The sequence below is a fragment of the Curvibacter sp. EU05-FHT14A10 genome (assembly GCF_058791075.1).
On sequence record NZ_JBYTDE010000014.1, the window covers coordinates 141,529 to 163,649 of the forward strand.

Here is a 22,121-nt window from a genome sequence, read left to right on the forward strand (position 1 = left end):
ACAGCGACCCTGCTGCCCTCAGGCCAGGTGCTGGTCGTGGGGGGGCAGGGCAACAGCGGAACGCTTGCCAGCGCTGAACTGTACGACCCGGCCACACGGACCTGGAGTGCTGCGGGCAGCCTGAGCACGGCGCGGTATTTTCATACAGCGACCCTGCTGCCCTCAGGCCAGGTGCTGGTCGTGGGGGGGCAGGGCAGCAGCGTAGCGCTTGCCAACGCCGAACTGTACGACCCGGCGACCCAGACCTGGAGTGCTGCGGGCAGCCTGAACATGGCGCGCACTTACCACACAGCGACCCTGTTGCCCTCAGGCCAGGTTCTGGTCGTGGGGGGGAATGTCAACGGTGGAGCTATCGCCAGCGCCGAGCTGTACGACCCGGTGACCCAGACCTGGAGCGCTGCGGGCAGCCTGAGCACGGCTCGATATTTGCACACAGCGACCCTGCTGCCCTCTGGCCAGGTGCTGGTCGTAGGAGGGTTTGGCAACAGTGGAAATCTTGCCAGCGCCGAGCTGTACGACCCGGCGACCCAGACCTGGAGTGCTGCGAGTAGCCTGAGCGTAGCTCGGAACTATCACACAGCTACCCTGCTGCCCTCAGGCCAGGTGCTGGTCGCGGGAGGAGCGGACTCACAGAGCATTTCCATGGCCAGCGCTGAGCTATACGACCCGGCGACCCAGACCTGGAGTGCTGCGGGTAGCCTGAGCACGGCTCGGTTTAAACACACAGCGACTTTGCTGCCCTCAGGCCGGGTACTGGTCGTGGGGGGCTATGACAACGGTGGGTATCTTGCCAGCGCCGAGCAGTACGACCCCTCGACCCAGGCCTGGAGTGCTGCGGGCAGCCTAAGCGTAGCTCGCAACTATCACACAGCGACTTTGCTGCCCTCAGGCCAGGTGCTGGTCGTGGGGGGGCTTGGCATTGGTGGAATTCTTGCCAGCGCCGAGCTGTACGACCCGGCAACCCTGGCCTGGAGTGCTGCGGATAGCCTGAGCGCGGCGCGTCGGAGACAGACAGCAACCCTGCTGCCCTCAGGCCAAGTGTTGGTCGTGGGGGGAATTAACAATGGTGGATATCTTGCCAGCGCCGAGCTGTACGACCCGGCAACCCAAACCTGGATCGCTGCGGGCAGCCTGAGCGCCGCTCGGTACTACCACACAGCGACCCTGCTGCCCTCAGGCCAGGTGATGGTCGTGGGGGGGGGAGGCAACAGTGCATTACTTGCCAGCGCCGAGCTTTACACCCGCAGCCTGGGATTCGCAGACAGCAGCCGGCCCGTGATCAGCAGTTTGGCCAGCGCTTTGCAACCGGGCCAAACAGTACAGATCGGTGGGACGGGCTTTAATGGCAGCAACAATGGCTGGAGCGAGGCCTCGGGTGGCAGCACCAACAGCAGCGCCACCAACTACCCCCTGGTGCAATTGCGTCGCCTCGACAATGACCAGGTGAGTTGGCTCACTCCAACGTCGGCACGCTCTGATACCGCTTACACCAGCGCCGCGCTCAACGGCTTGGCCCTGGGGGCTTACAGGCTGACCATGTTTGTGAACGCGATTCCCAGCTTGTCTCAACTGTTCCAACTAACGCCCCTGGCTGTCTGGTCTGTTGCGCCAAGCAGCGGCTCCAGCGCCGGCGGAATCAGCGTCGCCATCACAGGCACGGGCTTTACCAGCACCACGGCAGTCAACTTTGGCGGCACGCCAGCGACCAGTTTCACGATTGACAGCGACACCCAGATCACTGCCATGGCGCCGGCCGGCAGTGCCGGGACGGTGGATATCACGGTGACCTCCGCAGGATCGACCAGCGCGACAGTGACTGCCGATCAGTTCAGCTACGTGGCTGCGCCCACCGTCACCAGCCTGGGAACCCGTTCCGGGCCCACTGCGGGTGGCACCTCGGTGCTCATCACCGGCACAGATTTCACGGGGGCCACTGCCGTCCAGTTTGGTAGCAGCAATGCCACCATCTACACGGTCAACAGTGCAATGCAGATCACCGCCACGGCACCTGCGGGCTCGGCCGGCACGGTGCATGTCACGGTGGTCACGGCGGGGGGCACCAGCGCTACAAGCGCCGGTGACCAGTTCACCTATGTAGCAGCGCCCACCGTCACCAGCCTGGGAACCGCTTCTGGGCCCACTGCAGGCGGCACCTCAGTGCTGATCACCGGCACGAACTTCACGGGGACCACTGCCGTCCAGTTTGGTAGCACCAATGCCACCGGCTATACGGTCAACAGCGCAACGCAGATCACCGTCACGGCACCTGCGGGCTCGGCCGGCACGGTGCATGTCACGGTGGTCACGGCGGGGGGCACCAGCGCTACCAGCGCCGGTGACCAGTTCACCTACCAAAGCGCCGGAGCCTGTGGCGCAGCAGCGGGCGTTTCCGCAATTCTGAAACCAGTGGCCAACCTCTGCGCTGTGGGCAATGCTTCGGCCGCGGTATTGAATTCTTCCAACTGGTCGTGGACCTGCACGGGCACTTTGTCACAAGCAGCGTGCTCGGCACCTTTGCAGGCTACGCCAGGCAACACCAACAGCGGCGCCGTGGCAGCTGGTGGGAGCAATGGCTGGACTCTTCAAAGCGCGAGTTTTGTGGTGGCGCCCTCGATTGCCAATTCGGTGGTACCTGCCGGAACGACCTTCCCGTTCGGGTTGGCCTCCTTGACCTTGAGCGGAGGCACTCCCGGTAGTCAGGCAACCGTGACGATGACCTACGCTACCGCGATACCGGCCAACTCGGTCTATTACAAATACAACCCAAACACCTCCACTTGGTCAGTGCTGAACAGCGCCGTGTTCAACTACACGAACAATTCGGTGACCTTCACGCTGACAGACGGTGGAGTGGGCGACGATGACGGAGCACCCGATGGAGCGATTTTGGATCCGGGTGGTCCCGGTGTTCCTTCGGCGGAAGCATTGACGACGGCAGTGCCATCGTTGTCGGAATGGGGGGTAGCCGTGCTGACGCTCTTGATGCTTTTGTTGGGATTGAGCCATGTCCGCATCCGCAGGGCGTTGGCGCACAGAGGCGGCTGAGTCCCGACACGACACCGAGCAGAGAAGGGATCTCTGCTCGGCCTCGACGTTGAAGGCTGCGTTGACTGGCCTGGGGAGCTGGAGCAAGCCTGAGCGCTGGGGGGGGACATGGCGTTTTCCTGCACGGTGGTGTCCACGTCGGTCACTTGGGCTGTTGGGCCGAAAAGCTCCATCGCTGCCCATCTTGCCATGGGGGATTTTGAAGTGGCCATCGGGGGTGGCCATCGGGGCGTTCCCGACGTCAGTGAAATCCCGCAAAGCCTGTGTTCATGAGGGCCTCAGAGTTTTTACAACACCAACTACTGCGCTACTACCAGGGGCAACAACAACTTAAATTGCGTTCCCTCAGGCCTGGATACCCATTGAACGCTCCCATTAATGGCTTGCGCCCGGCGCATTTGATTGTTCAAGCCGCGTCCTTTGGAGCTCAAGCGGATGGCCTCATAATCAAACCCGGTTCCATTGTCTTGAATCGAAACCACCACATGCGGCCACTGCAGCCCGGTGCGTACATGAACCTCCGTGGCGCGAGTGTGTTTTAGAATGTTTGCGAACGCCTCTTGAAATATTCGCAGGATATGCAAACCGCTGCGTGGATTCAGCCATGACAGGCTAGGTATAGCCTGCACCTCCCAATTGAGCCGTATACCCGCCGCTTTAAGTCTTGGGCCCAAGCGAAATCGAAAGGTAGCCAGCAACAAGAGAAGGTCTGCTTCGACTGGCTCCATCGAATCAATCGTCAGTTTCAAGTCGTCGATGCAGGCTTTGAGGATGTCTCCGAGCAAGGCTGGCGTCATGTCCCCGCCCTCGACTGCGCGCAATGCTGTGACCAGCGAGGAGCCCAGCCCGTCATGCATGTCTTGTGTGAGGCGCTGACGCTCCTCGCTGAGCATCTGGATTTTCTCGATGTCGCGCAAACGTGCATGGCTAGCAGTCAGTTCTGCTTCTCGAATCGAAAGACGTTCGGCCAAGTTCAGATTGGCTTTTTCTATAGCTACCATGGCACCCACATAGCGCCCATAAATAATGTAGAGGGTAACGCCAAAAACACCGACGATGGCATACGGATTGGTGTAGATCCCCTCAGGACTTACCCAATTGGTTTGCAATAACAAATCGTAGATGCAACACAGTGTCGCGAATAACAACCAGCCAGCCACAACCCATGCTTCCCGCGAACTTTGACGAAACCCTTTGCGCAGTGCGTCATAGAAAATCAGTGCAGCAATTGGAACCATCAATATATTGACAATGGGTGTTAGCAATGTCAGCGTCGGCAAGAAAACCATTCCGGGAACGGTCACAGCACTCCAAAGCAAAGCGCTCCAAATCAGGAATCGAGTCATATTGCGCATTGGATTTTTATGGAGGCGCTCCATCATGCAATGACAAAAGATCACCAACCAAATTAGAGAACAGGTCTTGATCCACTCGAACCACTCATCGGAGAGAAGCAGGAATCCGCCACCAACGTGGTAATGCAGCATGCGCAGAAATGCCATGACGGATGTTGCAAAAAAGATTAAATATAGAGAATCACGACGCAATTTGATCCAGATGGCCAGCGCAAAAAATCCCACCGCCAAAAAGGCGCCACTGCCGATGAAAGGAAGTTGGGTTTGCACCAGTTGACGCAGCTGGTAGCGCCAGGCCAGAGCCTCCACCGAGCCGACCCAGACCGTGGAAAGAGCGCTGCCGGTGTTTCGCAAATGGTCTATGCGCAGCGTGACTGTCTTGGGCGGTGGTTCGTCAACAGCGGCATTGAGCGGTATCAGAAGTGGATGGTTATAGCCATTCAGCGTCATGCTGCCCTGAGACGCATACAGCAGGCGTTTGTCCGAATAGACCGCCAACTGGCCAATGGTCTTCCAACGCGGGATGTAGAGGTATTGGGGCCCTTGATTTGCATTGAAATGACTCAAATTCAGTCGATACCAGTCGGTCAGGGTTTGCCCAATTTGCTCCGCATGGGGCAGCACTTCGCGCTTGAACGTACTGGGCAGCGAAACGCTTTTCCAGTCTTTCTGGGTCAAAAACTCAGGTGGCAGTTGCGCGGGGGGCCGGCTGTAGCCTCGACCAGGCACCGACAGGAATTGCGCCTCATGCCATTGAGTTGCCTGTGTCTCGCTGACGGTTTGCTCGCATCCCGCCAGCATGAGAACCCAGGCCAATGCACAGAACACGGCAATCAGTCGGCGGCCATGGAATCCCAAACTGTCGTTGCGGCCGTGCCACCTAGAGCGATGCACCTGCGTCATGGGCATCAAGGCGTGGTCATACCAAGCCCTGGTATCGGGCTTCGTAGATGGCTTCCGCCTTGGAGTTGACCTTCAGCTTGGCATAAATGCGGCGCACATAGGTTTGTACCGTGTGCGTGGACACCTGCATGACCTTTGCGATCTCATCGGCCGTGAACCCTTTGGTGATCAACTCCAACACCTCCGTTTCGCGCGCGGAAAGCACCGAGTGCATCGGGTCCGGGCGGAGCATGGGCTCGTGCGCTTTGACAGCGGGCTGCGTGCGAAAGTACGTTAATATCTTGCGGGCGATCAATGGGTTGATGGGGCTACCGCCCGCATGGAGGCTCCGGATTTCACGCAGCATGTCGCCGGCCTCTCCGTCTTTGAGCAAATAGCCTGAGGCTCCGGCCTCCAGCGACTTCATGACATGGGCTTCGTCGGCAAAGGTGGTGCACACCATCACGGCGCAGGAGGGCCACAAGTGTCGGGCGGCCTCAATCACGTCCAGGCCCGATCCATCGGGCAGTCCCAAGTCCACCAGCAAGACATCTGCGGCAAGACCTTGCAAGGCATGCAGCCCTTCAGACCGGGTGCTGGCAATGCTGACCATGAGCAGGTCGGCCGAGGCCTCAACGGCCCTCACGATGGCGTTTTGAACTTCGACATCGTCCTCAACAAGGGCAACCCGAATTTGGGCAGAGGACGGTAGGGTCGGCATGGTCGCGATAGTGGGGCTGGGGCGAATCAGCAGGCAGATGTACAAACGGAGTTGCCAAATCCCAGCAGGGGAATTTTCTCTATCAACCCGTCGTTCAGATTATCAATCCGATGGCTTTCAGGCATTGTCCCCAAAATTGTGGACAGCAGGGCGCGCCGCACCGACTTTGGCATCACGCTGGGGTGCCCGAACTTGCTGTTGGCCGCCGGCAAGCGAGGGAACAAACACGCAAGCCTTTGAATAAGCGCTCGACTCAGTTGCGACGGCTGTACATGGCTCAGTCGTATTCCCGGGGGGCGACTCGCGTCCTGGTGGGAGGCACAACCAGAATGAACCCCAAGTCGAGAACCAATGGCCGAGTCTCGTTGCCTACGCATGCACGGTTCATGAGCAAGTGAATGGGGCGGTTTGTCGCCCCAGGCTTTGCAGAAGGCGCCAACTCTCAGGCGCATCATGCGCTTGTCCAAACGACAGGCTGAAGGTTACGGCCGTTCGAGCATCCGCGGCAACCAGATGAATCTCGGTGTTCGACCTAGCAATCAGGCGCGCTTTGTCGGCACAGCTGATGACCACGACCGGACCAAGATTTGCAATTTTTTTGGTACGCGACCTTCGCGCGCAGTATCTCGCTCTTCTCTTGCAGGCCCCATGCAAAAACCGTGTTGTCCAGGTTTGACGACACTGGTATCCGCCACCACGCAGCGGTGGAAACGGCCAGTTGTGGCTTAGTACTCCAAGGGCTGCATGTTCTGCGCCTGCAGGGACAGGCCCTGGCGGGACATGTGCTCGCCCCCAATCGCTGAATACCTGGGTGCGGACAGGCGCCAGTTCGTAGGCACCAGGGTTCGCCGGCAGCGCGGCCGGGGAGTGCTGCAGGTTCATGGGGTCTCCGTGTACTACTGCCGGGGTGGCTTCCGGCCAGGGGTTAACAGGTCATTACAACGAGGACGCACTCCAGGCTCAAACGAAATAAATTCATTGACTCATGAAGAAACACAATCAATCCGGGCCTGCGCTGCAGCGGAACCTGCTGAAGTCCTGACCTGGTGGTGCCGGTGGGCCGATGTGGGAGGCAAGGCACAGGTCCCTCTCACCCCTCCCCCACCTCCAGATACACCTTGCCCGGGTTCATGATGCCCAGGGGATCGAGCACGGTCTTGATGTTGTGCATCAGGGTGACGGCCTCACCATGCTCGGCCACCAATTGATGGCGACGGTGGCGGCCAATGCCGTGTTCGCCGGTGCAGGTGCCACCGTATTCGATGGCGCGCAGCGACACACGATCGGCCAGGGCTTCGGCGCGCTGACGCTCTTCGGCGTTCTGCGGGTCGAACACGATGCCCAGGTGGAAGTTGCCGTCGCCCGCGTGGCCAGCGATGGGGGCGATGAGGCCGCTTTTTCGGACATCCTCCTTGGTGGCCAGCAGGCAGTCGGCCAGGGCCGATATGGGCACGCAGGCGTCGGTGCCAATGAGGCGCGCGCCCGGGCGCAGTGCCAGGTTGGCGTGGTAACAGGTGTGGCGGGCGGTCCAAAGGCGGGAGCGCTCTTCGGGCTTCTCGGCCCAGGCAAAGCGGTGGCCGTCGGCGTCTTCGGCCAGGCTTTGCATCAGCTCGATCTGCTCGGCCACGGCCGCGGGCGAGCCGTGGAATTCGAGGAACAGGGTGGGCAGGGCCTCATATTCATCCAGGCGTGAGTAGCGTATGCAGGCGTCCATCTGCACCTCGTCGAGCAGCTCCACCCGGGCCATGGGAACGCCCAGTTGCAAGGCCGCGATGACCACGCCGAGCGCTGCGTGTAGGTCGTCGAACTGGCACACGGCGGCGCGCACCACCTCAGGCAGGCCGAACAGGCGTAGCTGCACCTCGGTAATCACGCCCAGGGTGCCTTCGCTGCCCACGTACAGCCGGGTCAGGTCCAGGCCGGCGGCGGTCTTGCGGGCCCGTGTGCCGGTGCGCACGATGCGGCCGTCGGGGGTGACCACGGTCAGGCCCAGCGCGGCCTCGCGCATGGTGCCGTAGCGCACCGCGGCTGTGCCCGAGGCCCGGGTCGAGGCCATGCCACCCAGCGAGGCGTTGGCCCCTGGGTCGACCGGAAAGAACAGCCCCTCCGAGCGCAACTGCGCGTTGAGCTGCTCGCGTGTGACGCCGGCCTGCACGCGGCAGTCCAGCGCGTCGGCGTTCACCTCCAGCACCCGGTCCATGCGCGACAGGTCGAGGCTGATGCCGCCATACACCGCCACCACATGCCCCTCCAAAGAGGTGCCGCTGCCGAAGGGAATGACGGGGATGCGTCGGGCCGAGCAGTGCCGCAGCACCCAGGCCACGTCTTCGTTGCTCAGGGGGTAGACCACCGCATCAGGCAGGGCGGCGTCGGGCACACCCTCGCCATGGCTGTGCTGCTCGCGCACGGCGGCGCTGGTCAGTACCCGGTCGGCAAAGTATTGCTGGAGCAGGGGCAGCAGTTCCTGCACACGTTGGGCCACGGTGTCGCGGGAAAAGGCTAGGGCAGGCATGGGCGGTGAATGGGGTGTTCTTGGAAGGGCGGGAGGGCAGAGGAGGGCGTTCAGGGCTTCATACCGGTTTTGGCGATCAGCGCCTTGGTGGCAACGAATTCTTTGTCGAGCAGGGCGGAGAAATCGGACCCGTTGCTGAACTCGTAGCCGATGTTCATCTTGTCGAGCGAGGCGATGAAGCCGGCATCCTTGGCGGTGTCGGTGGCGATCTGGCGCAGTTTGCCAACCAACTCGGCGGGGGTCTTCTTGCTGACCGCCAGGAAGCGGAAGCTACCCACCGACAGGTCCACGCCCAGTTCCTTGGCAGTGGGCACCTCGGGTGCGCTCTTGCTGCGCTTGTCACCCAGCGAGACCAGGGTGCGCAGCGTGCCGGCCTGGGTGTAAGCCACCACCTCGGGGGGGGATACGGCCACGGCCTCGATGTGCCCGCCCAGCAGCGACAGGAGGGAGGGCGCCGCACCTTGGAAGGGCACGGGGGTCATCTTGCTGCCGGTCTTGTCCATCAGGGCCTCCACGCCGAGGTGGCTCAGGGTGCCGTTGCCGGTGGTGCCGATGCGCAGACCCTCGGGGTTGGCCTTGCTGGCGGCCAGAAACTCGGCCAGGCTTTTCCAGGGCGAATCCGAGCGCACCACGATGATCACCGGGTCGAAGTTGAGCTGCACCACCGGCTCCAGGTCGGTGTGCGTGAACTTGGCCAGGCCCAGCAACGGCACGGTCAGCACGTCGTTGGTGAATATGCCCATCTTGTAGCCGTCGGGCTTGGAGCCGATCACGTCGTTGGCGGCGATCGAGCCGCCCGCGCCGGGCTTGTTCATGACCACGATGCTCTGGGCCGAGTACTTGCGGCTGGCGTCGGCAAAGGCGCGGGCCAGGGCGTCGGTCGAGCCGCCGGCCGGGTAGGGCACGATCAGTTCAATGGGCCGGTTGGGAAAGGCCTGAGCGTGAGCCGTACCGCTGGGCAGCACGAACTGGGTAGCGACCAGGCTCAGGGCCAGGCCCAATCGGCCGAGGAAGGGGATGAGTTTCATGGGGCTTGTCTCCGTCTTGTTGAAAGGGGGCTGATCCTGGGGCTCAGCTCTTGCTGGTCTTCTTGATGTGGGTGGCCAGGGCCTCGTAATAGGGGCGCTCACGGGCCACAAAATCGACCAGATCACGGGTGTTCATGTAGCGGATGGTCAGGCCCCGGCCGGCCATGAAGTCGATGAAGCTTTTCTCTTGCATACCTTTGGCAAAGGCATCGTGCAGGGTGCGCACCGCCTCGTCTGACATCGAGGCCGGGCCGCCGATGGCGCGCCAGGTGCCGATGGCCAGATCGATGCCCTTCTCCTTGAGGGTGGGCACCTCGGGCAGGCTGGTGCTGCGCGCCTCCGACATCACGGCCAGCACTTTCATCTTGCCTGCCTGCACATAGGGCAACACTTCGGGTGGGCTGGCCACAAAAGCCTCGATGTGGCCGCCCATCAGGGCCTGCACCGTGGGGGCGGCGCCGTTGTAGGGCACCTGCAGCAACTGGATGCCGGCCTTGTCGGCAAAGGCCTCGGCGGACAGGTGCCAGATGTTGCCAAAACCCGAGTTGCCCACGCTGATCTTGCCGGGCTGGGCCTTGGCGGCAGCGATGAAGGCTTCCAGGCTGGGGGTCTTGCTGTCGGCGGGGACCACCAGGCAGGCTGGGTCTTCGTTGACCATGAGGATGGGGCGGAAGTCCTTACCTGAGAAGTTCAGCGGCTGGAAGATCGGCAGCGTGAAGATCTCCGAAGTGTAGGAGTTGAGGTTCAGCCCGTTGCCCGGCTTGGTGGCCGCCTGGCCCAGGCCCACGGCGCCACCGGCGCCCGGCAGGTTCAGCGTCACCACCGAGCGGTTGAGGTGCGGGCGCGAGGACTCCATCAGCGCCCGGAAGGTCAGGTCGGTGCCGCCGCCCGGGGGCACCGGGATGATGAAATTGATGTTGCCCTCGGGCAGGGCGGGTTTTGGGGTCTGGGCCCGGGCCAGGCCGGGGGCCAGGCCCAGCGTCAGAGCCGCTGAACCCAGGGTGCTGAGGATGTGGCGGCGGTTCGGTGTGTGCATGGCTTGTCTCCTTCTTGTCGGTAGGTGAGGGGGGCTTCAGAGGCTTTGCACCATGTGCTGCACCGCCACCATGCCGGGGTCGTCCAGGCCCATGCTGCGCTCGGCAAACATGCGGGCCCGGCCGATGCGGTTGGGCAGCGGGCGGAACTGGTCCAGCGCCTGGGCGCTGGCGCTGCGGGCCAGCTGCTTCAGGGCCTCGGGGGCTTCGGTATCGGCCTGGCGCAGGGCTTGCGCCACGGCGGCCAGGCTGTCGAGCATGGTCTTGTCGCCTGGTACGGCACCGCCGCGTTGCGACAGGGCTTGGCCAGCCTCGTCGAGCAGCTGCACCAGGGCGGCGCGGTCCAGGGCCTCGCGTTCGCCCACACCGCGGGCGGCGCTCAGGAAGGCCACGGCCAGCAGGGTGCCGAAGCTGGAGCCCGAGGCCTTGGCGCAGCCCTGGGCGCAGGCCTTGAGCAGGGCCTGCAGGCTGGCCGGGGCGGGGCCGGCCAGCACCGTGCGCAGCTGGGTGGCGCACTTGGCCAGGGTGGTGCCCAGATCGCCATCGCCCAGGCGGGCGTCCAGGGCGTTGAACTCGGCGGCACCGGCCTCCAGCGCATCGCAGCAGCGGGCCAGCGCAGCCTGCAGTCGGGCACGGTCGATCAGCGGGGTGTCGATCATGGGGCTTGTGACGGTGCTCATCACACCCTCCAGAACGGGCAGTGGGCCGGGGCACTCAGCAGCATCTCCAGCTCGGCGTCCAGCGGCATCAGCGTGAGAGAGGCGCCGGCCATCTCCATGGAGGTGGCGTAGCGGCCCACCAGCGGCATCACGGGCTGGATGCCGCGCTCGCCCAGCACCCGGGCCACGCGCCGGTACAGGATGTACAGCTCCTCGTGCGGTGTGGCACCCAGGCTGTTGACCAGCACCGCCACGCGGGCCCCCCGCTCCAGGGGCAGCTCGGGCAGCAGATGAGCCAGCATCTCGTCGACCAGGGCATCGGCGCTTTTGAGGGGGCCGCGCCAGATGCCGGGTTCGCCATGGATGCCCATGCCGAACTCGATCTCGTGCTCGGCGATGGTGAAGCTGGGCTGGCCCGACTCGGGCACCACGCAGGGCGACAGGGCCACGCCGATGGAGCGGCAGGCCTCGGCGGCCTTGCGGGCAGCAGCGGCGACCTCGGCCAGGCTGCCTCCCTGGGCAGCGCGTGCCCCAGCCACCTTGAAGGCGTAGACCATGCCGGCCACGCCGCGGCGCTTGTGGCGTTCGGCCACCGGGGCGCTGGCCACATCGTCGGCCACCCGCACCGAGGCCATCTCCAGCCCTTCCATCTCCAGGAACTCCTGGGCCATGTCGAAGTTCATGCGGTCGCCGCCGTAGTTGCCATACAGCTGCAGCACCCCGGCCCCGCCGTCGGCCGCCTGGGCCGCAAACTGGCAATCGCCCACCCGGGGCCCGGCGAACACATTGCCCACGGCACAGGCGTCCAGCAGGCCTTCGCCCACATAGCCCAGGAACACCGGCAGGTGGCCCGAGCCGCCGCCGGTCACGATGCCGACCTTGCCGGGCACGGCACCTCCGGCGCGGGCGATGACCCGGCCGTCATCGCCGAGCAGGCGCAGCATGTCGCCATGGGCGCTGACCAGCCCATCGAGCATCTCGTCGACATACGAGTCGGGGCGGTTGAGGATTTTCTTCATGCGGTCTTCTCGCGTGGGGGCTCAGATGTCGTAGCGCAGCACGTTGTCCATCTCGCGGCGGATGTTGGCGGCCTGGGCCTCGGTGGTGGCGGGCATGGGCATGCGCGGCACCCCGGTCTCGCAGCCCTGCAGGGCCAGCGAGTATTTGATGTTGGCGGGCAGGTTGTCGGCCACGATGGTGTTCCAGAAGCGCAGCAGGGCCTCGTGGATCTCCTTGGCCTTGGCGTGGTCGCCGGCCTGCACCGCGTTCCACAGGTTCAGGCACACGCCGGGCACGGCCGCCGGGTTGGCGGCGATGGTGCCGTGCGCACCCAGGGCAAACGAGGGGTAGAGCAGGGCATCGACTGCGCTGTAGACCTTCTTGCCGGCCGGCAGGTTGAGCAGCAGATCGGCCATCAGCTTGAGGTCGCCCGCCGATTGCTTGACCCCGATCACTCCGGGCATGTCGCGCATGATGCGCACCAGCAAGGCCGGGCTCAGGTAGTTCCAGGGCACCACGTTGTAGATGATGACCGGGAACTTCGTCGACTCCGACAGCGCCTTGAAGTGCTGGTAGGTGGACTCTTCGTCGGGCTTGAACACATAGTGCACGGGTGTGACCTGCAGGCCTGCGATCGGCAGGTGGGCAATCGAGCGGGCTCGGGCGATTGCGTCGCGGGTGCTGTTGACGATGATGCCTGCCACCACCGGCATGGCGCCCTTGACTTCCTCGCAGGCGATCTCGAGCAGGCGCTGGAACTCCTCGGGGCTGTAGGTGTGGCCTTCTCCGCTGCTGCCGCCTACGCAGATGCCATGCACCCGCTTCTTGAGCATGAAGCGGACCACGCCGCGGAAGGCCTGTTCATCCACGTCGCCCTCGGCGGTGAAGGGGGTGACGATGGGGGGGATGATGCCGGTCAGGTCGGATTGCATGGAAAGCTCCAGAGGGGGTTGATAGGGGACGCATTGCACTGCGAACGTGGTGATTTTTATTTGACATGTCAGTGATGAATCAGAGGGTTTCCACTGATGCATCAAAATGCCGTCTGGCAGCGCCCGTCACGCGACAATGGCTGGCCAACACCGCATTCCCCATGACCGACACCCTGAATTCCTCCGCCCTGCTGCCCACCGAAGACGCCGACGGCACGGTGTCCACCTCTTTGAGGGCACTGGCCTACGAGCGTTTTCGCGAACAGATCTTGGATGGTCGATTGCGGGCCGGTCAGTTCGTGTCGCAGCGGGAGCTGGTGCGCCTGCTGGAGGTCCCGCTAGGGGCCGTGCGCGAGGTCATCCCCCGGCTGGAGGCAGCGCGCCTGATCGCCACCGTGCCCAAGCGCGGACTGCAGATCGCCCATATCGATCTGAAGCTCATCCGCAACGCTTTCCAGGTGCGCGGCATGATCGAGAAGGAGGCTGTGCAACACTTTGTGCGTACCGCCAGCGATGCCGAGCTGGAGGCTGAAGAGCACAAGCACCGCGCCATCCTGACGCGCGCGCTGTCGGGCCGGCCCGACCCCGCGCTCGACCGCGACGCCCTGGCGGTCGACTGGGCCTTGCACGACCGCATGGTGGATGCGATGGACAACGAGATCCTGTCCGAGATCTACCGTGCCAACAGCCTGCACGTGCGCATGATCCGGCTGGACGCGCAGCAGGTGCGGCCCCAGAGAGTGGTGCCCGCGATGGAAGAACACCTGAACTTCATTGCCCTGCTCCAGGCCCGCGACGCCACCGCAGCCGTGCAGGCCATGCAGATCCATGTGGAGCAGTCGCGCCAGCGTGTGATCAACGCATTGCTCAAAGAGGGGGGCGGAGGTTAGTGCAGCATGTTTATTTTTAGGGTGGTCTTTGAGATGAGTGAGGCGAGCACACCAGACGCAATCGGTGTGAGGCAAAGTTCGGCCACAAACAGTCGTCCGCGTGCCCTACCGCATAGCTGCCATTGATGAATTGCTATTCCAAATAGCGTCCCACACAATGTCGCGATGGACGATGTCTTCCTAACCTCCTCGTAGGTGCCGAAAATTTCCCGTCTACCTTGTTCTCAGGAGGATTAATGACCACCTACCGCCATTCACGCGAAATTTCGGCCCCTCCAACTGCTATTTTCGCCGCAATCAGTGATCCAGTGCGTCTTGCTCGTTGGTGGGGACCCGACGGCTTTACCAATACATTTGACCTGTTCGAGTTTCAACCCGGGGGACAGTGGAGGTTCACAATGCATGGCCCGGATGGGAAAAACTATCCAAATGAGGCCATATTTGTGCAGATCGAGCCCAATGCCAAAGTGCGGATCAGGCACACTTGCGCGCCGCATTTCGAACTGACTATAGAGTTGCAGGAGGTCAGGGCTGGCTCAGTGGTTACGTGGTCGCAGCAGTTCGATGATTCCAAAGTGGCCGAATCCATCCGACACATCGTTGAACAAGCGAACGAGCAAAATCTCACTCGCCTTGAGCGCGAGCTAGCATCCCATCCCAAATGAGTCTCCGAGGCTTATATCGGTGCCCGCCCGTCGCACCGGCGGGTCCTTCTACCTGCCGGAGGCGCGCCCCCCGAGCTCAGTCATTCGTGATCGGCTGCCTATCCAATAGCTGAATGTCGGTTCAGGGCCCACTAGTGCCCACCGATGTAGGGCAGAATTCGGCCGAGGCTGTGTGAAAACGCTAATGCATGACTTTCTCGGGGGTGCTCGAACCCTTGCCTGCATTGAGATCGGGCGTTGTAGGTCGTTCTATGCGGTCGATTTTTGAACAAGCCGACGAGTCGAGGGCTTGAGTCGCGTTTTCACAAAGCCTCGGCCAGGAGCGGACGGTCAATACACTTCCGCGCACTCAACAAGATATCTGCTCTCCATGACTATCGCACTTAGCACCGTCATCGTCTATGCGAAGGACATGCATCGCACTGCCCTGTTTTACAGCGAAAACTTTGGCTACGAGACGAGCGGCGAAGTCAGTGAGGGACTTATCGAACTTCGCCCGATTGCGGGCGGCGCCGAGATACTGATCCATCAAGCCGCCAAAAGTCTCAGGCTTGGCTCCGCCGCCATCAAGATGTCATTTGCGGTGACGGATGTGCAAAAGTTCGTCGAGGCCGCCAAGGCAAAGGGCGTTGTCTTTGGGGCCATCCATCAAGCAAACGGCTACGCATTCGCCAACACAAAAGATCCTGATGGGAACTCGGTCAGCGTTTCAAGCCGCAGGTTTCGCGCTTGACCTCGTTGGTGTTGGTGCCAATGCAATCTTGATCAGATCACGATTGCACAGGCACCAACACGTTGGGCACTGAACTGCTTGCCTTGGCAGATCAACGGCTTCCCCACCAACGAATCAACGAGTCTTGGCCCCCGTCTCATCGAGTATTGGGCTCTTCGGGGACGTGGGGGTCTGGTGCAGCGGCGGACCTCAATTGGAGGGGCATCAGCTATGCCCGTGTCGTAAGGGGTGGCCCCCGTTTCAGCAGCGATGGTCAGGACATCAGTTGCAGGGACGTAGAGGAACTCGGCGTCGTGATCAATGAAGCGCTTGACCAGCCATGGGCAGGCGATGCGGTCGATCTTGGGTCGTTCGCGTGTGATCCATTTCATGGTGATGCTCCTAACGTTGGGTTGGAATGATCTGAATGTCCTGGACTGGATGACCTTGAAAGCCCAAGGCCAGTCCCTTGTCATCGCGGATCAACTCCCAGCAGGCGCTGGGGGCAGCACCCGCAATGATGTTGATGCGCAGGCGATGAGCGTCGAAGTGCCAGCGGCCCTTTCGCGTCCAACCCAGCTCCAAGGTATCAATGGAGCCGTCGGGCTTGAGGCGGTACGGCACCTTGCCATCGCCATAGAACCGCTTGCGCGCAGTCCCGACGATTCGCGAGAACGCGACTTCAACGGATGTCCAGAGCCAACTTCAGGCTCAAGCCGACCAGTACCAAGGCTGCAGCGTAGGTGGCGATCTTTCGCGCTGCAGGAATGCCCCTTAGACGCACTGCGACACAATTCCCGATGAGAACCAGCAGGGCTTGGTAGACAAGGCTGAGCACTGAGACGTGCAGCATCATCACCGCCAACGTCGTCGTCGACGCGCCGGGATTCATGAACAACGGGAAGAAGGCGACGAAGAACAGAATGACCTTGGGGTTCGTGAGACTGACAGTAAGCGCTCGCCGGAAATACATCCACGATGACGGCGAACGCACAGGCTTCGATACGGCATCTTCGAATCTCGTCCCGAGGAGCTTGATTCCCATCCAGCACAGATAAGTGGCACCAAACCATTGGAGCCCGCGAAACAGGAGTGGATTGGCCTGCATGGCAGCAGCCAGTCCTGCCGCTGCTGCGACCATGAAAATGAAATCGCCAACAAGCGTGCCCGCAACCGATGTCAGGCCAGACTTGCGTCCGTCGCGAGCCGTGGCATCAAGGATCGCGATCGTGCCCGCGCCAGGAACCGCCTGGAAGACAAGGATGGCGGCAATGAAGCTACCGTAGTTTTGGATATCGAACATATTGCATCTCTGCAAAGGTGATGGAGATGCTTGATCATTCGCCGATGAAAGAAACTCAGACAGTCGTTTTTTATGGCATATATCAAAATCTTCCATGATTTTTCTTGATGGGATTAGTTTTGACAAAAGCCCAGAACATTGAACTCGATGGAGTCTCTTGGCGAATGCTAGATGCCCTTCAACGGGATGGACGAGTTTCCTTGAAGGTCCTGGCCGAGGCAGCGGGTTTGTCGGTGGCGGCGACGGCCGAGCGCCTGAAGCGACTCCAGGATGCGGGCGTCGTGCGTGGGATCGTGGCGGAAGTAGATCCGGGACAGGTGGGCTATTCCGTCAAGGCGATGGTGGGAATCACGGCAGCGCAGCCGGGAAAGAAAGCGCTGCTGCAGAAGCTGCGCACCTCTCCGGAAGTGCTTGAGTGCCACCACGTGGCCGGCGCGGATTCGTTTCTAATGACGGTTGTCGCAACGAGCCTGGCGGACTTGGAGCGCTTCGTCGGATCCATCAACGGCTACGGGGAGACACGTACTTCCATTGTCTTCTCGACACCCATCGAGCGGCGCGGCCTGGTGCGAACGGGCTCCGCCAGCCGGACATGACCTAGTGAGCGGTGCCGCTCGGAACTCACGGTTGATCAACGGAACCTATCCGGCGGTCAGAACTTGGGCTGCATCTCCAGCAGCACAGGCCATACCCTCAACGAACAAATCGAGCAGGCCACCATACTGATGCAGTCCACCGGCATCCAGCCGCAAACGGCCTTTGGTGTCTGTCCGAGCATCCCCGTCCCTTGACAGGGGCCTTGTAATTCAGTGGACGCCGAGGACCTGACGCAAGGTACCGTAAGGCACGCTCCAGGCTGTGCCGTCGGCATCGACACTGGCAGTCTTGGGATTGCAGCGGGTGATGATGCCCAGGTGGGTCTGCAGGTGACGGTCGGTAAAGGAGACTCTATCGCCGCGACGGAAGTCGGCCCGCGTGGGGCGGGGGGCGGCAGGTGAGGCCGCTGGGGCCTCTGGCTGCACCTGGCCGGGGGTGGGTGGCTCGATGGCCGCATACGGCAGCTTCCAGGCAGCGTTGATGTCGGTGCCGTGCACCGTCAGGTGCGCATCGCGCATCTCGGTGACGCGACCCACGCGCATCTTGTCGTGTCGGCCGTCGTAGAAGCGCACGATCTGACCCAAATGCAGATCCTTGCGGATGGCCACGATACGCCGCGGGTCTGTCATCAGGCGATCGATCAGTCCGGCGAGTTGGTACAGCTCCAGGCTGGTGGCGTTGTTTAGCGCCTCGATCAGGACTGCGTCCTGCATCGGCGGGGTTCGGTTTGTCATGCGGGTTTCCTATACATCGGCAGCAACTCCTCCAGACGGTCTTGCCGATACCTTTGAGCCTCAAACCTGAGGCCCACTAGCAGGCGCCACGACGAACAACATACTCCGAAGAATTCAAGATTGAAGCGGTCAGGCAGATTACGAAGCAAGGCAACCGCGTGGCCGACGTGCCGGCCCGGCTCGGCGTCAGGCAGCACAGTCTGTACAAATGTATAAAGGCCCATGTCAGGCCTGTCCCGGATCAACAGTCACAGGCACCTGCGAAGTCAACAGCAATCACGCTTACATTGAGCAGGATTTCATTGTTGAGATGACTGTAGAGGATGGAACTCTTGGATCTGAGTATCCAAGCCCGAAACCGCGTCCTCACCGGACTCTGTAGCCGACTCGGGAACCAACGCGGTTCCCGGGACTTTGCCACACTGGATCTGTCCAAAATTCGAATCTCCCAGAATTTCATGCAATGGGCAATATGGCTACAACTGCAAGGACCTTCAATCCAGAATACGGGCAGGATTCAGGATGCCCTTTGGATCAAGTAGCACTTTCAACCCCTGCATGATTTCAATCTCCACCGATGAGCGGCTGTGCGCGAGAAACTCCTTTTTCAACACGCCAATGCCATGTTCGGCCGAGATCGAGCCGCCCACGCGGCTTGTGGCGGCATAGACGACCTCTTCCACCTGATGTAGGCTTTCCGGGGATCGGTGCGGCCCGGAGAGCACATGCAGGTTTCCATCGCCGATATGGCCAAAGAACAGGTGCCGCTGAGCAGGAAAGCGGCGCTCCAGTTCGGCCCCCACTGATTCCACAAAGGCGTCCATGGCCGCCATGGGGATGCCCACATCAAAGGCCGCAAAAGGCTTGAGCAGGCCCAGCAGTTCCCCAATGGATTCGCGGTAGGCCCAGAGCTTCTTGCCATCCTCCACCGACTGAGCCACCACCACGTCCTCGATCAAGCCCTGTTCCAGGGCTTCCCCCAGTTCGCGCTCCAGCGCCTCGCGGCCGCGCTCGTCGTTGGCGCCCAAGGTCTCGACCAGCACATACACCGGGTGGGAGGCATCGAAAGGCTGGCGCAGCCGGGTCACCTCCATGGCCGCTTCCAGGTAGTCGGCCCACATCACCTCGAAGGCCGACAGTGCAGGAAGTGCGCGTCGCAGATCTCGCACCAGTCGCGTGGCGGCGTCGAACGAGGGCAGGGCGCACAATGCGGTGTTGGCCGCAGTGGCCCGGGGTGAGAGCTTGAGCACCAGGCGCGTGATCACCCCCAGCGTGCCCTCTGCACCGATGAACAGGTGCTTGAGGTCTACGCCGGTCGTGTTCTTGGTCACGCGGTTGAGCATGGTCATGAGTCGCCCATCGGGTAATGCCACTTCCAGCCCCAACACCATGTCGCGCATGGTGCCGAAGCGGATCACCCGATTGCCGCCCGCATTGGTGGCTGCATTGCCACCCACCTGACAGGACCCGCGCGCACCCAGGTCAAGCGGGAAGGACCAGCCCAGTTCCTCCACGCGTTGCTGCAACGTCTCCAGTACCACGCCGGCTTGCACAACGGCCGTGCCGCCCACGGTGTCGATGTCCTCAATGGTGTTGAGCTTGGCGAGGGAAACGGCGACCTCGGCCCCAGTGGGCGTGGCGCCGCCCGCAAGCCCCGTCAGCCCGCCCTGGATGACCAAAGGCTGGCCCAGACAGCTGCATACCGCGAGCACACCAGCCACCTCTTGAGGTGTGCGGGGGAACACGACCACGGTGGGAGCGTGGCGTGGCGCCTCGCTCCAGTCGCCCGCATGGGCGATGGTCACACCAGGATCCTGCACGATCTGGCTCACCTGCACGACGCTGCGCAGGGCCTCCACCAGGTTCTGCTCCGGGACATCCCACTGCGATATCGTCTGCATAGCTCACTTCTTCGTATTGATGGCATCGAACTTTACGGAAAGAACGGGGCATGGAGAAATACGCGTTGCACCCCTGCGCCATCAGATAAAACTCATGGCAGCGCGCGTCCAACAAGTTGCCCGTTGGCCAGCAACTGCGCGATGAGTTCCAACAGCAGGTCGCGCACCAAATGACCGGCTGGCGTCAGTGGCTGCTCCATGGACCAGACCACTGACTGCGTGCGGCTGAGCACCGGCTCCACGATGCGTCTGGCCACGATGCCACGCGCCTCGAATGCCGGAAAAGAATTGCGCGGCATGACAGATAAGGCCAGCCCACCGCAGACCATGCTGCGCAGCAGGTCGGAGCTGTTCACCTCGTAGCGGACGTTGAGCGGGCTGCCCAGTCCGACGGCCGTACGTTCGATGAGCTTGCGCAGGTCGTGATTGCGGTCGGGCTCCGCCAAAGGGCGATCCCCGATCTCGCGAAACAGGATGTCGCCCACGGCATTGCCCATCAGCTCCCGGGTGCCGAACAGGCAGAAATCCTCCTCGTAGGCAGGCCGGAATTCGAGCTTGGACATCTCGGATGCTGTGGGCAGCAAGGCGAGGTCGACGCGCCGCGCCTCGACCAGCGTCTGGGCTTCGCGCGACATGGCCGTGGTCAGGTGCAGTTGTACTTCAGGCGCCCGCTCCTGGATCAGTCGGTACAGGGGGACCACCAACACGGGCGCGATCGAACCGACGATGCAGGCGCGAACAACGCCGCGGAACTCCGAAGCGGCGTCGCGCACATCCTCACGCAGGCGCTCCATTTGCCGCAGGATGGAAGCCGCTCGATCGAACAAGCGCTGGCCCTCAAGGGTCAGGCGCACCCCCCTCGCGTGGCGCTGCAGCAATACGACGCCCAGCTCCTCTTCCATCGCCGCGATGTGGTGGCTCAGCGCTGGTTGGGCGATGTGCAGGGTAGCCGCGGCCGTGGTGATGCTGCCGGAGCGCGCGATCTCGACGAAATATTTGAGCTGGCGGGGCGTCATGACCGGCACTCTAATGCAACTGACGCAAAGCGATACCAGCGGCTCCCGTCGTGCAGGCCAACAGCACAGATGCCGTCATCCACCCCAGCCCGGACGGATAAGGCACCTTGCCCTCGCTGGCCAACAACACACGGCCACGGAACAAGCCGTAGCCGTAAAGCACGCAGGCAGCCAACACCAACATACTGCCTGTGGCAAGCAGCAGTGCCGCTCCATCCACCCAGGCACCGCGCAGCACTACCAGGGAGTTCAGCAGTACAGCCAACGCCGTGCGTGTCCAGGCCAGGCTGGTTCGCTCAGGCTGCAGTCCTGGGTCGCGCACAGCCTTTATCGAACGACCCACAGCACCATACCCAGCAACGACGCCACTAAGAACAGCCCGACCGCTAACACTGCCAGCACCGCCGTGGCAGGCAGACGGTCCTTGTGTCGCATGGCGATCTCATTGGCACGCCAGCGCCGGTACGCTGACAGGCACAAGGCAGCAGCCAATGAGCACATCAACAGGGCAATGCATGACACCAGCGGGCGCGGATGCAGGTGGGTGGCAAACTGCTCTAGCAGCAAACCGCCCGCCAGCACGGCGAGTGCCGTGCGTATCCATGCCAGGAAGGTACGCTCATTGGCCAGGGTAAAGCGGTAGTCGGGCTCCTGGCCCTCGCGGCGCCAGTCTGTCCCCTTCATGGTGCGCCGGCAGTAGTCAGCGCCTCCGACGGTACGGGCGTGGCACCGCCGGCCCCCAAGCGCGAGGCCACCTGCACACCGCCCAGGCGCTCGATCATGTGCAACTGGTCGGCCTTGGCCAGCGCATCCACCGCCTCGGGATCACAGATCGCGCGCAGCTCGGCCTCCATCGCGTGCAGTACGTCTTCATAGGCAGGGTCGCTGGCCAGATCGTCCAGTTCTTCGGGGTCGGCCGCCAGGTCGAACAGTTCGGGTCGATGGCGCACGTAATAGTGGTACTTGAAGCGCCCCTTGCGCACCATGAAGCCGGCCGTGTTGCTGCCGGCCGCGTGGTACTCGCTGAAGATCACGCGCTCGGGTTCGGCGGGGGCTGCGCCCAGTTCCAGCAGCGAGCGGCCGGGCCGGCCCTGCATCTCGGGCCTGGGGTCGATCCCCGCGCCCTGCAGGATGGT

Annotated in this window: 21 protein-coding genes and 3 pseudogenes; 6 read left to right on the forward strand and 18 right to left on the reverse strand. The window is 62.4% G+C overall.

Translation table 11 applies throughout. The features are described 5' to 3' along the window. A partial coding sequence (locus AC3WUT_RS23170; RefSeq protein WP_492349427.1) for an IPTL-CTERM sorting domain-containing protein occupies positions 1-3,045 on the forward strand: 3,045 nt, incomplete at its 5' end. A 299-nt stretch (positions 3,046-3,344) separates the two neighbouring features. Here AC3WUT_RS23170 and AC3WUT_RS23175 read toward each other — a convergent pair. The 9 genes and pseudogenes from AC3WUT_RS23175 to AC3WUT_RS23215 all read right to left on the reverse strand — a co-directional run bounded on the left by AC3WUT_RS23175 (position 3,345) and on the right by AC3WUT_RS23215 (position 13,167). Beyond that, positions 3,345-5,309 (reverse strand): sensor histidine kinase, encoded by a 1,965-nt coding sequence (locus AC3WUT_RS23175; RefSeq protein ID WP_492349428.1) that lies wholly within the window; start codon positions 5,307-5,309, stop codon positions 3,345-3,347. Between the two features lie 10 nt (positions 5,310-5,319). Beyond that, positions 5,320-6,003 carry a response regulator transcription factor gene (locus AC3WUT_RS23180; RefSeq protein ID WP_492349457.1) on the reverse strand — a complete coding sequence of 228 codons (684 nt, stop codon included), beginning with the start codon at positions 6,001-6,003 and terminating at the stop codon, positions 5,320-5,322. 280 nt (positions 6,004-6,283) lie between these two features. Beyond that, positions 6,284-6,531 (reverse strand): annotated as a pseudogene (locus AC3WUT_RS23185) (IS5-like element ISCARN85 family transposase); the annotation flags it as partial. Between the two features lie 562 nt (positions 6,532-7,093). Continuing rightward, positions 7,094-8,515, reverse strand: coding sequence for an FAD-binding oxidoreductase (locus AC3WUT_RS23190; RefSeq protein ID WP_492349429.1), 1,422 nt, complete (start codon positions 8,513-8,515; stop codon positions 7,094-7,096). Positions 8,516-8,565: 50 nt separating this feature from the next. Continuing rightward, on the reverse strand, positions 8,566-9,543 hold the full coding sequence (locus AC3WUT_RS23195) for a Bug family tripartite tricarboxylate transporter substrate binding protein (protein ID WP_492349430.1): 978 nt from the start codon (positions 9,541-9,543) through the stop codon (positions 8,566-8,568). A 43-nt stretch (positions 9,544-9,586) separates the two neighbouring features. Continuing rightward, positions 9,587-10,579, reverse strand: a complete 993-nt coding sequence (locus AC3WUT_RS23200; RefSeq protein ID WP_492349431.1) for a tripartite tricarboxylate transporter substrate binding protein — start codon at positions 10,577-10,579, stop codon at positions 9,587-9,589. A gap of 36 nt (positions 10,580-10,615) precedes the next feature. Beyond that, positions 10,616-11,257: a dihydroxyacetone kinase subunit L gene (locus AC3WUT_RS23205; RefSeq protein WP_492349432.1), complete on the reverse strand. Its 642-nt coding sequence runs from the start codon at positions 11,255-11,257 to the stop codon at positions 10,616-10,618. Further along, positions 11,257-12,255 carry a dihydroxyacetone kinase subunit DhaK gene (locus tag AC3WUT_RS23210; RefSeq protein WP_492349433.1) on the reverse strand — a complete coding sequence of 333 codons (999 nt, stop codon included), beginning with the start codon at positions 12,253-12,255 and terminating at the stop codon, positions 11,257-11,259. Before AC3WUT_RS23210 ends, AC3WUT_RS23205 begins: the two co-directional genes overlap by 1 nt. Before the next feature lie 21 nt (positions 12,256-12,276). Continuing rightward, positions 12,277-13,167: a dihydrodipicolinate synthase family protein gene (locus AC3WUT_RS23215; protein ID WP_492349434.1), complete on the reverse strand. Its 891-nt coding sequence runs from the start codon at positions 13,165-13,167 to the stop codon at positions 12,277-12,279. A gap of 161 nt (positions 13,168-13,328) precedes the next feature. Here AC3WUT_RS23215 and AC3WUT_RS23220 point away from each other — a divergent pair, with 161 nt between their 5' ends. From AC3WUT_RS23220 to AC3WUT_RS23230, 3 genes are all read left to right on the forward strand, one after another. Beyond that, a complete protein-coding gene (locus AC3WUT_RS23220) occupies positions 13,329-14,057 on the forward strand; it encodes a GntR family transcriptional regulator (RefSeq protein ID WP_492349435.1) in 729 nt (242 codons plus the stop codon). 236 nt (positions 14,058-14,293) lie between these two features. Beyond that, complete coding sequence (locus tag AC3WUT_RS23225) at positions 14,294-14,722, forward strand: SRPBCC family protein (protein ID WP_492349436.1); 429 nt, start codon at positions 14,294-14,296, stop codon at positions 14,720-14,722. Positions 14,723-15,092: 370 nt separating this feature from the next. Then, the gene (locus AC3WUT_RS23230; RefSeq protein ID WP_492349437.1) at positions 15,093-15,455 is read left to right on the forward strand and encodes a VOC family protein; all 363 of its coding nucleotides are present in this window, start codon (positions 15,093-15,095) and stop codon (positions 15,453-15,455) included. A 218-nt stretch (positions 15,456-15,673) separates the two neighbouring features. Here the strand turns inward: AC3WUT_RS23230 and AC3WUT_RS23235 are convergent. From AC3WUT_RS23235 to AC3WUT_RS23245, 3 genes and pseudogenes are all read right to left on the reverse strand, one after another. Further along, positions 15,674-15,826: pseudogene (locus AC3WUT_RS23235) on the reverse strand (chromate resistance protein ChrB domain-containing protein); the annotation flags it as partial. A 10-nt stretch (positions 15,827-15,836) separates the two neighbouring features. Further along, entirely contained in the window at positions 15,837-16,058 is a 222-nt protein-coding gene (locus AC3WUT_RS23240; protein ID WP_492349438.1) for a hypothetical protein, read from the reverse strand. A 58-nt stretch (positions 16,059-16,116) separates the two neighbouring features. After that, on the reverse strand, positions 16,117-16,833 hold the full coding sequence (locus tag AC3WUT_RS23245) for a LysE family translocator (protein WP_492349439.1): 717 nt from the start codon (positions 16,831-16,833) through the stop codon (positions 16,117-16,119). An 11-nt stretch (positions 16,834-16,844) separates the two neighbouring features. Here AC3WUT_RS23245 and AC3WUT_RS23250 point away from each other — a divergent pair, with 11 nt between their 5' ends. Continuing rightward, positions 16,845-17,333, forward strand: coding sequence for an Lrp/AsnC family transcriptional regulator (locus AC3WUT_RS23250; protein WP_492349440.1), 489 nt, complete (start codon positions 16,845-16,847; stop codon positions 17,331-17,333). 210 nt (positions 17,334-17,543) lie between these two features. Here the strand turns inward: AC3WUT_RS23250 and AC3WUT_RS23255 are convergent, their stop codons facing one another. Next, positions 17,544-18,068 carry a hypothetical protein gene (locus tag AC3WUT_RS23255; RefSeq protein ID WP_492349441.1) on the reverse strand — a complete coding sequence of 175 codons (525 nt, stop codon included), beginning with the start codon at positions 18,066-18,068 and terminating at the stop codon, positions 17,544-17,546. Between the two features lie 119 nt (positions 18,069-18,187). On the opposite strand from AC3WUT_RS23255, the pseudogene AC3WUT_RS23260 reads away from it, so the two are divergent. Continuing rightward, positions 18,188-18,322, forward strand: a pseudogene (locus tag AC3WUT_RS23260) (IS3 family transposase); the annotation flags it as partial. 240 nt (positions 18,323-18,562) lie between these two features. Here the strand turns inward: AC3WUT_RS23260 and AC3WUT_RS23265 are convergent. From AC3WUT_RS23265 to AC3WUT_RS23285, 5 genes are all read right to left on the reverse strand, one after another. Beyond that, positions 18,563-19,969 (reverse strand): FAD-binding oxidoreductase, encoded by a 1,407-nt coding sequence (locus tag AC3WUT_RS23265; RefSeq protein WP_492349442.1) that lies wholly within the window; start codon positions 19,967-19,969, stop codon positions 18,563-18,565. A gap of 92 nt (positions 19,970-20,061) precedes the next feature. Then, positions 20,062-20,985 (reverse strand): LysR family transcriptional regulator, encoded by a 924-nt coding sequence (locus tag AC3WUT_RS23270; RefSeq protein WP_492349443.1) that lies wholly within the window; start codon positions 20,983-20,985, stop codon positions 20,062-20,064. Positions 20,986-20,995: 10 nt separating this feature from the next. Continuing rightward, positions 20,996-21,307: a DUF202 domain-containing protein gene (locus tag AC3WUT_RS23275; RefSeq protein ID WP_492349444.1), complete on the reverse strand. Its 312-nt coding sequence runs from the start codon at positions 21,305-21,307 to the stop codon at positions 20,996-20,998. 5 nt (positions 21,308-21,312) lie between these two features. Continuing rightward, on the reverse strand, positions 21,313-21,669 hold the full coding sequence (locus AC3WUT_RS23280) for a YidH family protein (protein ID WP_492349445.1): 357 nt from the start codon (positions 21,667-21,669) through the stop codon (positions 21,313-21,315). Next, the coding region (locus AC3WUT_RS23285; RefSeq protein WP_492349446.1) for a sulfatase/phosphatase domain-containing protein at positions 21,666-22,121 on the reverse strand (456 nt) is incomplete at its 5' end. The genes AC3WUT_RS23285 and AC3WUT_RS23280, both read right to left, overlap by 4 nt.